This is a genomic window from Psychrobacillus sp. FSL K6-2843 (assembly GCF_038626375.1).
Lineage (GTDB): Bacteria > Bacillota > Bacilli > Bacillales_A > Planococcaceae > Psychrobacillus > Psychrobacillus faecigallinarum.
In genome coordinates, this window is record NZ_CP152021.1 from 556,363 (window position 1) to 570,006 (window position 13,644).

13 protein-coding genes are annotated in these 13,644 nt (G+C 36.9%); 9 read left to right on the plus strand and 4 right to left on the minus strand.

From position 1 onward, the window contains the following. Positions 1 to 48 precede the first annotated feature (48 nt). Both MKY94_RS02700 and MKY94_RS02705 read left to right on the plus strand, forming a co-directional pair. The gene (locus tag MKY94_RS02700) at positions 49 to 597 is read left to right on the plus strand and encodes an RNA polymerase sigma factor (protein WP_144540056.1); all 549 of its coding nucleotides are present in this window, start codon (positions 49 to 51) and stop codon (positions 595 to 597) included. Positions 598 to 908: 311 nt separating this feature from the next. Then, positions 909 to 2,269, plus strand: a protein-coding gene (locus tag MKY94_RS02705) for an IS3 family transposase (protein WP_342577376.1) whose coding sequence is annotated in 2 segments (ribosomal slippage) — positions 909 to 1,365 and positions 1,365 to 2,269 — 1,362 coding nt in all. Because the reading frame shifts where the segments join, the coding sequence is not laid out codon by codon here. A gap of 73 nt (positions 2,270 to 2,342) precedes the next feature. Here the strand turns inward: MKY94_RS02705 and MKY94_RS02710 are convergent. The 3 genes from MKY94_RS02710 to MKY94_RS02720 all read right to left on the minus strand — a co-directional run bounded on the left by MKY94_RS02710 (position 2,343) and on the right by MKY94_RS02720 (position 5,345). Further along, entirely contained in the window at positions 2,343 to 3,905 is a 1,563-nt protein-coding gene (locus tag MKY94_RS02710; protein ID WP_342577952.1) for an ABC-F family ATP-binding cassette domain-containing protein, read from the minus strand. 205 nt (positions 3,906 to 4,110) lie between these two features. Next, positions 4,111 to 4,293, minus strand: coding sequence for an SE1832 family protein (locus MKY94_RS02715; RefSeq protein WP_340862491.1), 183 nt, complete (start codon positions 4,291 to 4,293; stop codon positions 4,111 to 4,113). A 47-nt stretch (positions 4,294 to 4,340) separates the two neighbouring features. Beyond that, on the minus strand, positions 4,341 to 5,345 hold the full coding sequence (locus tag MKY94_RS02720) for a hypothetical protein (RefSeq protein WP_340862492.1): 1,005 nt from the start codon (positions 5,343 to 5,345) through the stop codon (positions 4,341 to 4,343). Positions 5,346 to 5,457: 112 nt separating this feature from the next. Here MKY94_RS02720 and MKY94_RS02725 point away from each other — a divergent pair, with 112 nt between their 5' ends. From MKY94_RS02725 to MKY94_RS02745, 5 genes are all read left to right on the plus strand, one after another. Next, positions 5,458 to 6,213 (plus strand): NAD-dependent epimerase/dehydratase family protein, encoded by a 756-nt coding sequence (locus tag MKY94_RS02725; protein WP_151111447.1) that lies wholly within the window; start codon positions 5,458 to 5,460, stop codon positions 6,211 to 6,213. A gap of 229 nt (positions 6,214 to 6,442) precedes the next feature. Then, positions 6,443 to 7,009, plus strand: a complete 567-nt coding sequence (locus tag MKY94_RS02730; protein ID WP_144539898.1) for an NADPH-dependent FMN reductase — start codon at positions 6,443 to 6,445, stop codon at positions 7,007 to 7,009. A 432-nt stretch (positions 7,010 to 7,441) separates the two neighbouring features. Beyond that, positions 7,442 to 7,960: a sigma-70 family RNA polymerase sigma factor gene (locus tag MKY94_RS02735; protein ID WP_144539896.1), complete on the plus strand. Its 519-nt coding sequence runs from the start codon at positions 7,442 to 7,444 to the stop codon at positions 7,958 to 7,960. Continuing rightward, positions 7,953 to 9,263, plus strand: a complete 1,311-nt coding sequence (locus MKY94_RS02740; RefSeq protein ID WP_342577953.1) for a DUF4179 domain-containing protein — start codon at positions 7,953 to 7,955, stop codon at positions 9,261 to 9,263. Before MKY94_RS02735 ends, MKY94_RS02740 begins: the two co-directional genes overlap by 8 nt. A 147-nt stretch (positions 9,264 to 9,410) precedes the next feature. Next, entirely contained in the window at positions 9,411 to 10,709 is a 1,299-nt protein-coding gene (locus tag MKY94_RS02745; protein WP_342577954.1) for an arsenic transporter, read from the plus strand. A gap of 384 nt (positions 10,710 to 11,093) precedes the next feature. Here MKY94_RS02745 and MKY94_RS02750 read toward each other — a convergent pair whose 3' ends face one another. Then, positions 11,094 to 11,684 carry a TetR/AcrR family transcriptional regulator gene (locus tag MKY94_RS02750; RefSeq protein ID WP_144539890.1) on the minus strand — a complete coding sequence of 197 codons (591 nt, stop codon included), beginning with the start codon at positions 11,682 to 11,684 and terminating at the stop codon, positions 11,094 to 11,096. Between the two features lie 153 nt (positions 11,685 to 11,837). Between MKY94_RS02750 and MKY94_RS02755 the strand changes: the two genes are divergently transcribed. Beyond that, positions 11,838 to 12,596 (plus strand): SDR family oxidoreductase, encoded by a 759-nt coding sequence (locus tag MKY94_RS02755; protein ID WP_144539888.1) that lies wholly within the window; start codon positions 11,838 to 11,840, stop codon positions 12,594 to 12,596. 297 nt (positions 12,597 to 12,893) lie between these two features. After that, entirely contained in the window at positions 12,894 to 13,613 is a 720-nt protein-coding gene (locus MKY94_RS02760) for a PspA/IM30 family protein (protein ID WP_144539886.1), read from the plus strand. Positions 13,614 to 13,644 lie beyond the last annotated feature (31 nt).

A 13,644-nucleotide genomic window follows, 5' to 3' on the forward strand; every position in this document is an offset into this window, starting at 1 on the left:
GTTTGGCATTATATAGTTATAAAGAAAAGCCAACCGGAGGATATTAAAATGCAAATTACAATTGAAAATATATACGAAGAATATAACCGTTACATATATTATTTATGTTTGAAACTAACAAAAAATCCTGTAGAAGCAGAAGACTTAATGCAAGAGGTATGGATGAAAGTTGTAAGGTACGAGTCTTATATGAAGGAAGTAGATCATATTAAAGCATGGCTGACTACTATTTGTATGAATACATTCCGCGATCGCTATCGTAAGCAAGTGAGACGTAGTAAATACGTAGCCAACCAACCAGAGCAATTAGATATTTCCTTGCTTGACCTCATCGCATCAGACGTTTTATCTGTAGAGGAGCAGCTGGAAAAAGAAGATGTTTGCGAAATTGTTCGTACAAAAATTTCTGAGCTAGATGCCATTTACCAAAAAACTGTAATGTACTTCTACGTTCATCAATTTTCACTGAATGAAATTGCTGAGGTCATGAAGGTTTCTATTGGAACAGTAAAATCACGATTATTCAGAGCAAAACAGCGCTTAAAGGAAATGATTATGAATGATGAAATGGCAAAAGAATCGTTAGCTTTTGCTTAATCTAAGGAAGCACCTACAAATAAGAGACGTGAAATCGTGTCATAGGTTTCACGTTTTATATTTTTTTAGTTAGGCTTTTTGAATTTCATCGATTATTATCTTAAGCAAACGAGCTTGGGGAAACAATTCCAAGCTCGTTTTTCCTGTTAATTTCTTTTTCATATCGCAGTTAGAAAATCTTAACAGAGGAAATGGCAAATACATAAGATGAATTTAAAGAAAAAGTACCAAAGAACTCAAAAAAGCTGATCGTGATACCTGAACTGCCCCGTAAATGTTAGACACCAAACTAACATTTACGGGGTGTTTTTATGTCCAAATTTACTGCTGAAGAGAGAGTACAAACAGTTTTACGTTATCTTAAGGGAAATGAAAGTTATAATGATATACAAAAAGACTTAAATATTGCGATATCTATTATTTCTGCTTGGGTTCAGTTATATGAAGAACAAGGAGTGGAAGCTTTCTTTAAACCCTATACAAATTATCCTGTTCATTTTAAACTAGAGGTACTTAATTACATGAACGATATGGGTACTTCCTCTGTTGAAACAGCAGCGATTTTTAATATTTCCTCACCAGGAATGATTAGGAATTGGCGAAAAGCGTTTGAAAACGGTGGTATTGATGCCCTACAACCAAAGAAAAAGGGGCGTCCATCCATGAAAAAAGAAACCAGATCGAATGCAAAAAAAACATCCCCAAGTGAAGGGTCTATGGAAGCTCTACGAGCTGAGAATGAGCGTTTACGTATGGAGAATGCCTACCTAAAAAAGTTGAATGCTTTAGTTCACGAGCAGGAAAAATTACTAACAAGATCAAAGCGCAAGTAATTTTTGAACTAAAGTCTGAGTTTGATGTAGTGGAACTGGTTAAAGTCGCTGACATTCCACGAAGCACGTACTATTACTGGGAGAAACGATTACAACGTGAAGATAAATACGCGACGACAAAAACAGCAATTGAAGCAATTTATCATGAACATAAAGGGCGCTATGGCTATCGTCGCATCGCTAAAGAGTTAGTAAAAAAGAACATTTGCCATGATCCGAAGACGATCAATAGATTGATGAATGAGATGGGCTTAAAATGTATGGTCCGGATGAAAAAGTATCGTTCCTATCGAGGAAAAGTAGGTAGAATCGCATCTAATTTACTGAATCGTGATTTCCAGGCAGACAAAATGAATGAAAAATGGGTGACGGATGTAACGGAATTTCATCTTTTCGGGGAGAAACGTTACCTATCACCAGTTTTAGACTTGTGCAATGGTGAAATCATTGCTTATAAGGTAATGAGCCGTCCAGTTTATCAACTTGTGGGTGATATGTTAGAGGATGCCATTCGACGATTAAATCCAAGAGATGAAGTGGTTCTGCATTCAGATCAAGGATGGCACTATCAAATGAAGAAGTATCATAAGACGTTAGAACGCCACCATATAAAACAAAGTATGTCTCGCAAGGGTAATTGTTTAGATAACGCAGTCATAGAGAACTTCTTTGGCTTGTTAAAGTCGGAGCTTCTTTATCTACAGGAGTTCGAGAGTATGGACCATTTTGAACGAGAACTACATGAATATATCGAGTATTATAATCACAAAAGAATGAAGACAAAATTAAAAGACCTAAGTCCGGTAGAATACCGAACTCAGATCTTAGAAGCTGCCTAACCTTTTTGTCTAACTTTATTGGGTCAGATCATACCTCTCACGATCAGCTTTTTATATCTATCAGGTCAAAATCTTACTCTTCAATAATTTCTTTTCCTGTAGAGAACCACTCTTCTACATTCCAAACTTTTGTAACTAAGCCTTCATAAAATTCAGGCTCATGGCTGACAAGGACAATCGTGCCCTTAAATTCTTTCATCGCACGTTTTAATTCTTCTTTTGCATGGATATCTAAATGGTTGGTCGGTTCGTCAAAAATTAGCCAGTTACTTTCTTCCATCGTCAGCTTACATAAACGGACCTTCGCTTGCTCACCACCACTTAAACTGGAAAGGGGACGAGTAATGTGCTCACTTTTCAGGCCAGTGCGTGCTAAGGCTGCTCGAACTTGGCTTTGCTCCATGCTTGGATACGTTTCCCACACAGACTCAATTGGTGTAATGTTACCAGCTTTTACTTCCTGTTCAAAGTAAGAAGGGAATAAGAAATCGCCGCGGATTACTTTACCACCAATAGGAGGGATTTTCCCAAGTATCGTTTTTAGCAAGGTAGATTTACCAATTCCGTTCATCCCGACAAGGGCAATTTTTTCTCCACGCTCAATCGTAAACGTTAAAGGTGGAAGAAGTGGCTTGTCGTAACCAATCTCTAAATGCTCCGCTTCAATTACATAACGCCCAGAGCTACGAGACTCCTTAAAGCCAAACTCTGGCTTTGCTGCTGTCTCCGGACGGTCAATGCGCTCAATACGATCCAATTGTTTTTGGCGAGATTTAGCTCGTCCTGTTGTTGAGTATCGTGCTTTGTTTTTTGCTATGAATTCCTCTTGTTTTTTTATGAAATCCTGTTGTTTTTCATAAGCATCAAGATGCTGTCTTTTATTTAGCTCCGCAAGCTCTAAAAATTTCTCATAGGAAGCAGTGTAGCGTGTAAGCTTCGAAAATTCTAAATGGAAAATGACATCTACAATTCCATTCATGAATTCTGTATCATGGGAGATCAATAGAAATGCATGTGGATAGTTTTTTAGATAGTTGGATAACCAGTTGACATGCTCTTCATCTAAATAGTTGGTAGGCTCATCTAGTAAAAGAACCTTTGGCTTTTCCAATAAAAGCTTTGCAAGTAAAACCTTTGTACGCTGACCCCCGGATAGTGCCTCAACTGGGCGATCTAATCCAATTGCATCTAAACCAAGTCCTCTAGCTACCTCTTCTATCTTCATATCTAATGAATAGAAGTCACCAGCATCTAATGCGTCTTGAATTTCTGCCATTTGTTCAAGCAATACTTCTAATTCCTCAGGCGTGGCATCGCCCATTTTTCCAATAATCTCATTCAGCTCTTCCTCTTTTTTATAAAGAGGTAAGAACGCATCACGAAGTGTATCGAACATAGAACGACCTGGCTGTAAACGTGTATGCTGATCCAAGTATCCATAATGAGTACCAGGCAGCCATTCTACTCTACCTTCGTCATATATAATTTCTCCAGTTAAAATGCTCATCAACGTTGATTTTCCAACACCGTTTGCCCCTACAAGTCCTACATGCTCACCTTCAACTAAGCGAAAAGAAACCTCTTTAAATAATGTGCGATCTCCGAATGTATGTCCTAAATTTACTACGTTTAACATATGATTTTTTCCTCCAAAAAGAAAGCTCGCAAACGAATAAAACAATAATCTTTTCTGTATCTCTGCTCAAAAATGCATCGCAAAGATATTTTTTTCTGTATATGCTCTACAGAAGTTACAGACAGGAATAGTTATGAAATCAACCCATCGAGGGACGGATTTTACATATTCTATTTCTCCCGTCTGCAAACAGAAAAAATACGTTTTACAGTTCAGCGAGCTGTTTGTTTAGTTCTGCAAGGTCTTCTTCCATTTTGGCTAGTCTACGTTCAGCATTTTCTACTTGAGCAGGATGTCCGTTAGATTCAAGCTTTTCCATGTCGCCTTGTAATCGAATATAGTCCATTTTCAACTCAGCAATTTGTGCTTGTAGCTGTTGTTTTGTCATGAATGTTCACCTTCAGCTTTTTGCTTCATTGTAGCATAAATATTAACTTAATGCGCAATTTCTTCTTCCTCTTTTTTTGAGACTATAACTTGCTCTATAAGTCCAACAACTTCTTCTAAATGGTTGCTAAAATCAAGCTGCTTTTGTTTGTACTTATAAGCATTTTTACGATTTTCATGAAGAATGATCTCCATCACAGCATTTTGCAGATAGGATTGTTTAATTTTTCTTCCTAGACCGAGGTTAGCGAAGCCATGTTTTTCTGTGGGGAACCCATAGTTAACCTCTTCTTCATGTGCGCATAGGATTATACAAGGAACATTAAATTGTGAAACCAAATAAGGGACATAGGATCCAGAGCTTATAACGATGTCGCTTAGGGGAATATAAATTTCTGGTTCATTGGTTTTTATAATGCCAATGGATTTTCGCGTAAGCGCGAAACGCTTTAGCTCAGTCACATCGTGCTTGTATTGGTCATTCACAAGAACGCTAATGCGTAATGGAATATGAAGCTGAACAAGATGTCTTAGTGTACGGTACGTTAAATTTTCAGGGTCTTCATATGGAAAAGCTACCACTATATGCGGGGGAAGGTCCGGCATGTTATTATTTTTATAAACAATCTTGTGTACTGGTATATAGCCGATAGGACCATAAACGTAGTTTTCCTTTGAAATCTCTTTAGGAGTTTCATAGAGTGCTTGAAAGACGATGTCTGCAAGCATACCACCATCTCCATGATCATCAAAATGGATAAGGGAACGGTTATCCCTTTTTAATCTTTTAATAAGATCCTTCTCGGAATTGCCGCTATCATGAATAATGCAATCCGGTTGGAAGGAATCCATTTCTGCCACTAATTGAGCATTCGTTTTATACAAACAGGGCTTAATCTGCTGTTTTTCTAAGTAGTTAATCAGGCTTGTATTAGAAGCAGGCACAAAAACTTTATTTTCCTTCGCCTTCATTGCAGAAATCAGACTGTTTGCACGATCGGCAGGATATAATCCTCGATGAGGCAATGTGTTTAATAGGTAAGCTAGTTTCAAGTTTCATCATCTTCCTTTCCGACATATTCTTTCTATTGTATGGAAAAGGACAGGGGTATATGACAATACATTCAGGAAAGGTGCAGTCTTGCATTAAGAAGGGGGTATAAAAATGGCAAAGCGAACGGCTATAGTTGTGGGAGCGACCGGGTTTACGGGTCAGTTTTTAGTAAAGCAATTATGTGAGAGTGAAGAATATGCAGCAGTGTCTATTATTACAAGGAGAAAGCCGGAATACGATCATCTAAAGCTAGACGTAAAAATAAAGGATTTTAATCGACTAGAGGAAGAGGATTTAGAAATCGCGGATGATTTATTTTGCTGCTTAGGAACAACGATAAAAAAAGCAAAAACAAAAGAAAATTTTCAAAAAGTAGATTTAGAGTATCCTCTTCAAATTGCTTCCTTAGCGAAAAAAAGAGGGATACCTAATTTTTATGTCATCTCTGCAGTTGGTTCAAACAAAAAATCTCCTTTTTTCTACAGTCAGGTGAAGGGACGATTAGAGGAAGAGCTAATAGAGCTCAATATGCCGAGTCTCTCTATTTTTAAACCATCCTTGATAATTGGCGGGAGAGAGGAATTTAGACTGGGAGAACGTGTTTCCGAAGGGTTATTTAAAGCACTAAATCCAGTGTTTGTTGGTCCCTTAAAAAAAATGAGAGCGATTCATGGGAGACAGCTAGCTTATGCGATGTATCACTATGCGCTTTATGGAAAGAAAAGCAAAGTAAATATATATCAAAATATAGATATTATAAATGCTAGACCAATAGAGACTACAGAAGATCAGCCTATATCTAGGGAAGAGCTATTTAACTGGGAGAAAAGAGAGGGTCTCTTTGTAGAAAAGGAAAAACAGGAGTAGGGGATATAGAGGTAAATATGTAATTGTCGTTCATGCTAAAAGTGCATATACTGCATTAATCTATGTTTATCCCGCTTTTAGACGGGTTAAAACTGGGAATTGCCCAGAAGAAAAAAGGAAACAAGCTTTCTCAGTCAAAAGGATGAACTTCATCAAACAGGAACTTTTCTACTAAAATGGGGCTATTTTTTTGATATAATAAAGAGCGAAAAAAGGAGGTTCTGTTAAGGTGAAAATTCTATTGGTAGACGGAACAATTATCGGGACGAAAACAGGTGTGTTATTAGAACAAGTGAAAGACTATATAGAAGAATTAAATAAAGACTACACTTTGGAAATCATTAAGCTTTCTAACTATGAGCATCAATTTGTAGACGGTCGACCATTTCAGCAATATAACGATGATATGAAGCTATTGGTCAGCAAATTCGATCAGGCAGACGGGTTTATTTTTGCTACGCCTATCTTTCAAGGGTCTATTCCAGGCGTATTAAAAAATACTTTCGACTTCTTGCATCCAAAATCGATGCGTTACAAGCCGGTTTCCATTGTTGCTAATGGTGGGACCTTTCAACATCATCTAGTAGTAGAAAACCAACTAAAGCCAATACTTGACTACTTTAAATGCTTAGTTACTCCAAACTACGTTTACACTCAAACAAGCCACTTTGATGAAAATAATAAAATTATTGATAAAGATGTCCATGTTCGTTTGAAAGAGCTTGCTCGCGTGTTTGTTTTATATGCTGACATGAGTCAAAACCTGACAAAAGAGGCAACGATTCGTATTAATTAATATGGCTCTCCGTATCATCCATGTGAGCTTTATGACTGGATAGCTCAAATTGATGACCTTGGGTTAAACAAATGAATAAAAAATTATTGTAGCTTAATCAAAGCCCCCAGCTGGGCTAACTATTGAAAAAAATTCATTTTATGACCGGATAGCAGTGATTTATAACCGGATAAAAATATTTATGACCGGATAGCTCGAATTTACGACCGGATAGAAAAATTTATGACCGCTGGGTGAAATAAGCTCATAATTTCTTCTTAGGCGAAAGCGCGAACTCAGACTATAAACAAACTCAAAGAAATTTGAAGTTTGTTTATAGTCTTTTTGTGTACTTGCAGTATCGAGTTTCTATTTGTAAAAATTTTATTTTCAATGAACTTTTTCTTTGTTCGGGTGTCTAATGTATATCAGTAAGCCAAAAGGGGTGTCCATGTGGAAGAGTTAGAAATTGCAAAGAAAGCAATACAAAGAGATGAGCAGGCTTTTTTGCAATTAATGCAGGTACATAAAGCTGCTCTCTATCGAACGGCTTATGCTTTTCTGAAAAATGAGCACGAGGCGATAGAAGCAATGCAGGAAGTAACATTTAGAGCCTATCAAAAAATTCATACAGTAAATGAACCAAAATATATAAAAACATGGCTAGTCAGAATCATGATCAATTACTGTCAAACTCAGTTAAAGAAAAATAGGCGCTTTATATCAGGGGAGGTACTTCAAGAGCTGAGATATGACGAAAACAGCTCTTATTTAGAAATAGATGAAGCAATTTCATCCCTGTCAGAGAAGGAACAGCAACTCATTCATATGAAATACTATCAAGACTCTAAAATTAAGGAAATAGCAAAAATAGAGAATATTCCTGAAGGAACGGTAAAGTCTCGGCTCAATAAAGCTCTAAAGTCATTGAGAAATTTTTTGTCGGAGAAAGGAGGGGCTGATCATGTTTGAGAGAGAGGAAGAAATGATAAACGAATCAAAGAAACGTTTAGAAGAAGTCTCGATTCCTGATGAATTGGTAAACAGTGCGATTCAAGAAGGCCTACAAAAAGCAAAGGCAAAAAGGCGTAAACGCAGAAAAACAATTTGGACTCTTGGAGTGGCAGCTGTGCTCATGCTGGCTTTTACGACTTCCATACGTGTTTCTCCTGCTTTTGCAAGTGCAGTTGCATCCATACCGGGTTTGGAACGATTTGTGCATATACTTCAGCCGGAGTTCGATAAAGGCATGGAAGCAATTATCGAAAATGAATACTATGAGCCAATTGCAATCAGTCAAACAAGGAATAATATTACCTTTACATTAGATGGAGTAATTATAGATGAGACTGGAGCAGAAATTTTCTATACACTCGAAGCACCAAGGTCTATAAAAAATATAGACTATGAAGATATAAAATTTTTGAATGGAGATAGAGAATTGGTGGGCTCCATAGCGTATAATTCTCCCAATCAGGAAGATGATAATCGAAAAACAGACAAGTTTAGTTTTACCTTTGTTGATATAGAAAAATTTAAAACGAAGGATTTTATTATTAAGTTTGAAGTCAAAGAGGGTAGAGAAGATTTAACGTCCTTCGAAATTCCATTTACGATTAAAAATGACCTAATGAACGGTAAAGTATTCGAGGTAAACGAAGAAGTAGTAATAGATGGTCAAAAAGTTTTCGTAGAAGAAGTGAAAATTTATCCACTTCGTGTAGCACTTACCATGCGCTTTGATGAGGGAAATGATATGGTGCTACTCCAATTTGAAGATATCCGACTAGAGGATGAAAACGGAGAGATTTGGAGCTCTATTCGAAATGGTTCTTCTGGCTTTGGAGATATAGGAGATTTAGAGAAAACTTTCTTTCTACAAAGTAACTATTTTAAAGAGCCAAAGGAGCTATACTTAAAGTTTGATAAAGTGCAGGCACTACCGAAGAAGGAAAGCTACCTTTTAGTCGATTTTAGTAAAAAGGAAATTTTAGAACAACCCTCCTTTGAAAAAATAAAAGTTACGAAAATTCTTTCAGGAGGTTTGGAGCTGGAATATAAACCTATTAAGGAAAACCATACTTATTCCTTATTTTCTCGAGGAGAGAATGCTATTGGAGAGAGCATAAACATATCATATGAGTCAAACGGGCAATACGAAAAATACCAATATGCCAATATCCAACTTGAAGGAAACATTATAAACCCAGTGAAGCTACCTTTTTATGCTTATCCAAACTATTTAAAGGGGTCAGCATCCATTCAGATAAAGTAGACAAAAGGCGAGAGTGCTGTTAAATCAGTATTCTCGTTTTTAGCATGGATACATACTTTAACAAAACTCCACAGCTTCTATTTACTAAATTCAAACAACCCTTTATAGTAGTATTATTTGAGTATTGGTAGTAGTGGAGGGCTTTTTGTGGTTTCAACTGTATTGGCAATTATTATTTTTATCATCACGCTCGCGCTTGTTATTTTACAGCCTAGAAATTTGTCGATTGGCTGGTCTGCCTGTGGAGGAGCATTAGCAGCCCTTTTAGTAGGAGTGGTCGATTTTCAGGACGTACTTGATGTAACAAGCATTGTCTGGAATGCAACTCTGGCCTTCATAGGGATTATTATTATTTCCTTAATCTTAGATGAGGTTGGTTTTTTTGAATGGTCTGCACTCCATGTAGCAAGAGCTGCAAAGGGAAATGGAGTACGCATGTTTATCTTTGTAACTGTATTAGGTGCTGTGGTCTCTGCATTATTTGCAAATGACGGAGCAGCCCTGATTTTAACACCAATCGTGTTGGCTATGGTACGTAACTTAAACTTCAATGAAAAAATGGTATTCCCATTTATCATGGCAAGTGGATTTATCGCAGATACTACCTCGCTTCCATTTATCATAAGCAATCTAGTAAACATTGTTTCTGCTGATTTTTTCGGTATTGGGTTTGTAGAATATGCTTCCCGAATGATCGTGCCCAACCTGTTTTCATTGGTAGCTAGTGTAGTCGTGCTTTATTTATTCTTCCGAAAAAGTATTCCAAGGAATTATGATACCTCTGACTTAAAGGAGCCAATGGATGCAGTTAGAGATTTGAGAATGTTCAAGCTCTCTTGGTATGTCTTAGCTATTTTGTTGATAGGTTATCTCTCTAGTGAGTTTATTGGGGTACCAGTTTCCTTTGTAGTAGGAATTATAGCGATATTCTTTTTGCTGATGGCTAGAAGAAGTCCTTCTATTGAAACAGGTAGAATTGTGAGGGGAGCACCATGGAACATCGTATTCTTTTCGATTGGAATGTATGTAGTTGTCTATGGACTACAGAATGTTGGCATGACTTCTATCTTGGCAGATGTAATCCAATCCGCTTCAGACAATGGTTTGTTTGTCGGAACTATTTCCATGGGCTTTATCGCAGCTATTCTTTCCTCGGTGATGAATAATCTTCCAACGGTCATGATTGATGCATTAGCCATTGCGGAAACGTCCACAACTGGGATTATGCGTGAGGCACTCATTTATGCGAACGTTATAGGATCGGATTTAGGACCGAAAATCACTCCAATCGGTTCACTTGCAACATTGATTTGGCTGCATGTCCTGTCTCGTAAAGGAGTAAAGGTTTCCTGGAGTACATACTTTAAAGTAGGAATAGTCCTTACTGTACCAACACTTTTTATAACATTAGTGGGCCTATATATTTGGCTACTGGTCATTTTATAAAAAAACGTCTGAGTTCGTTGCTCAGACGTTTTTATGTATGTACTTATGTTTAAAATGTTAAGAAATATTCCAAGATTAGTCGTTGCAGCATAATTAGCACCCGAAATTGACTAAAAAAGTTTACTCTATTGAACAAACTTCACTTTATGACCGGATAGCGGAGGTTTATGACCGTATAAAAAAATTTATGACCGGATAGAGCAGATTTATGACCGGATAGAAAATTTTATGACCGGATAGAACAGATTTCTGACCGCTAAGCAAAAAAGTACATTTAGTTGGAGATAATTTAATTAAAATAATTATAGTGCTCACAGGAATCAAATAAGAATCTTTTTATATTGAATAGAAGAAAAAAAGCCGGATAAAATATAGAAATATTTATTATTCCACATCGCCTTGTTGATCAGGAAACCATTTGAGTAAGTTGGAGAAGTTATAGAGATACTCATTTAGCTCATCTGGAGATGTAGAAAATTGATTGCTATGCCACTCCACTAAAATACCCATAATTGCGTTAGTTTGATAGCTAACAAAATACTCCATTTGTTCTTCAGGAAGATAGTCGATGGAATTCATGGTAAGATCCTTCATCATCTTGCGTATAGCGTGAAAAAGTTTGTAATAGTATCTTATAGGATTGGTCTCATCAAAAATGATGTGATAAAACCCTTCGTATCTTTTCACGTGATGAAAAATAATAATCATGTCTGATTTCAAATTTTGGATATTAAAATTGGTTTGATGATAGGGTTCTTCATAAGATTTCCTCAAATCATCGATAATTTCCTCGAAGTAGCTTTCAAAAACTCCATGAACATTTTGATAGTGAAGGTAGAAGGTGCCTCTGTTTATTTTGGCGAGACGACAAAGCTCCGTAATATTAATGGACTCTAACGGTTTGTTTTTCAAAAGTTCTAGTAATGCGTTTCGCAGGCTTTCCTGTGTTTTTAAAATACGTAAATCAGTTTTCATTATTTTCCTCCAAATGTTAATAAACAATTTCTTTAAATTTGTTCTATAATATACAGTTTTGGATTTTGTGTTGTTTGTATGAAGCTATTATATAAAGTATAATTTTAAATGAACAGGTGTTCAATAGAGTATCCTAAAAAGGAGGCAATTATAATGAAATTACAAGACAAAGTAGCTATAGTTACTGGAGCAGCATCAGGTATGGGTAAAGCAATCGCTGAAGGCTATGCAGCAGAGGGCGCAAAAGTTGTCGTATCAGATATGAATTTAGATGGCGCGAAAGCGGTTGCAGAAGCAATCACTGCAAATGGTGGAACTGCATTTGCAATTGACACAAATGTAACAAAAGATGACGATCTTACTCGCTTATTTGATGAAACAGTTAAAACTTACGGTAAGTTAGATATTTTAGTAAATAACGCTGGAATCATGGACGGTATGGAGCCGGTAAATGAAATTTCAGACGCACGCTGGGATATGGTATTTGCAGTAAATACTACTGCAACTATGAAAACAATGCGTTTAGCAACTGACCTTTTCTTAAAACAAGGCAGCGGTGTAATCGTAAACAATATTTCTGCTGGTGGTCTGTATGGAGGGCGTGCAGGAGCTGCATATACAGCTTCTAAGCATGCAGTTGTAGGTTTAACAAAAAACACAGCGTTCATGTTTGCTGATAAAGGAATTCGTTGTAACGGAATCGCACCAGGTGCAGTAGTTACGAACATTTCATCTACTATGACGAACATAAGTCAATATGGAGTTGGAAAACAACAACTAGGTATGGGGTTAAATCCTCGTGCTGGACAGCCAGAGGAAATTGCAAAACTTGCTATTTTCTTAGGATCAGAAGACGCAAGCTTTATCAATGGTGTAGTCGTAGCAGCTGATGGCGGTTGGACTACTTATTAATAGCTACTAAAAATGTAAACCACTGAAGTTACTTTAACTTTGGTGGTTTTTTGGTGCCTTACAACTTGCGGTTACTTTTTTCTAGAAAAGGGAATGGAAAAAATAGAGTGAAACTTTTGATGGCATCTTCTCGTATAAAAGATGTAACTCAAAGTAGCGTTAAAAACTCTTTATGTATGCTAAGTGACTATTCATTTTGATATTTACAGCCTGCATACAATAAACGGAATTTCCTTGCATAGGCAAGAGTTATATCCAACAGTTAAAATATAAAACTAGAATAAGGGAGAGTGTGTAATGGAAATTTTAAGAAGATTCCGCGATATTATGTCAAGCAATATTAATGCGTTATTAGATAAGGCAGAGGATCCAGAAAAAATGATCGACCAATACTTGCGCGACCTAAATAGAGATCTTGGGAAGGTAAAGTCCGAAACGGCTACAATTATGGCTGCTGAAAAACGGGCGACACGTGAGCTAGAGGAGTGCCAAACGGACATTGTAAGCATGCAAAAGTATGCAGTTAAAGCATTAGAGGCTGGTAATGAAGAGGATGCAAGAAAATTTCTGAACAAAAAGGCTGAATATACAGCGAAGGAAACAGACTTAAAAACGGCAAAAGAGTTAGCTTCCGCTAATACAGTACAAATGAGACAAATGCACGACAAGCTTGTCGCTGATATCGGAGAACTGGAATCTAGAAGATCTATCCTTAAGGGAAAAGCGTCTGTTGCTAAGACACAGAAGAAGGTCAATGAATTTACCTCTTCTATGGGAGGAGCGAGTCGCTCAATGTCTGCCTTCGATAAGATGGAGGCTAAAATTAACCAGGAGCTGGATGAAGCAAATGCAATGGCCGAGCTAAATAAAGGTATAGGAGAAGATATAGAAAATCTTGCCTCTAAGTATGATACAGACAAGGATGTAGAAAATGAACTTTCTGCATTGAAAGCTCAATTAAACGTTGACGACGAGCTGGCAGCTTTAAAGGAACAGCTACAAACAAAAAAAGAATAGAAAAAATATACAAGGCTGTAGCAATTGCTAC

Bases quoted from the DNA above. Each gene is read 5' to 3' on its own strand.
- MKY94_RS02700 (WP_144540056.1), top strand. From the start codon at position 49: ATGCAAATTACAATTGAAAATATATACGAAGAATATAACCGTTACATA.
- MKY94_RS02710 (WP_342577952.1), bottom strand. From the start codon at position 3,905: ATGTTAAACGTAGTAAATTTAGGACATACATTCGGAGATCGCACATTA.
- MKY94_RS02715 (WP_340862491.1), bottom strand. From the start codon at position 4,293: ATGACAAAACAACAGCTACAAGCACAAATTGCTGAGTTGAAAATGGAC.
- MKY94_RS02725 (WP_151111447.1), top strand. From the start codon at position 5,458: ATGGCAAAGCGAACGGCTATAGTTGTGGGAGCGACCGGGTTTACGGGT.
- MKY94_RS02740 (WP_342577953.1), top strand. From the start codon at position 7,953: ATGTTTGAGAGAGAGGAAGAAATGATAAACGAATCAAAGAAACGTTTA.
- MKY94_RS02750 (WP_144539890.1), bottom strand. From the start codon at position 11,684: ATGAAAACTGATTTACGTATTTTAAAAACACAGGAAAGCCTGCGAAAC.
- MKY94_RS02755 (WP_144539888.1), top strand. From the start codon at position 11,838: ATGAAATTACAAGACAAAGTAGCTATAGTTACTGGAGCAGCATCAGGT.
- MKY94_RS02760 (WP_144539886.1), top strand. From the start codon at position 12,894: ATGGAAATTTTAAGAAGATTCCGCGATATTATGTCAAGCAATATTAAT.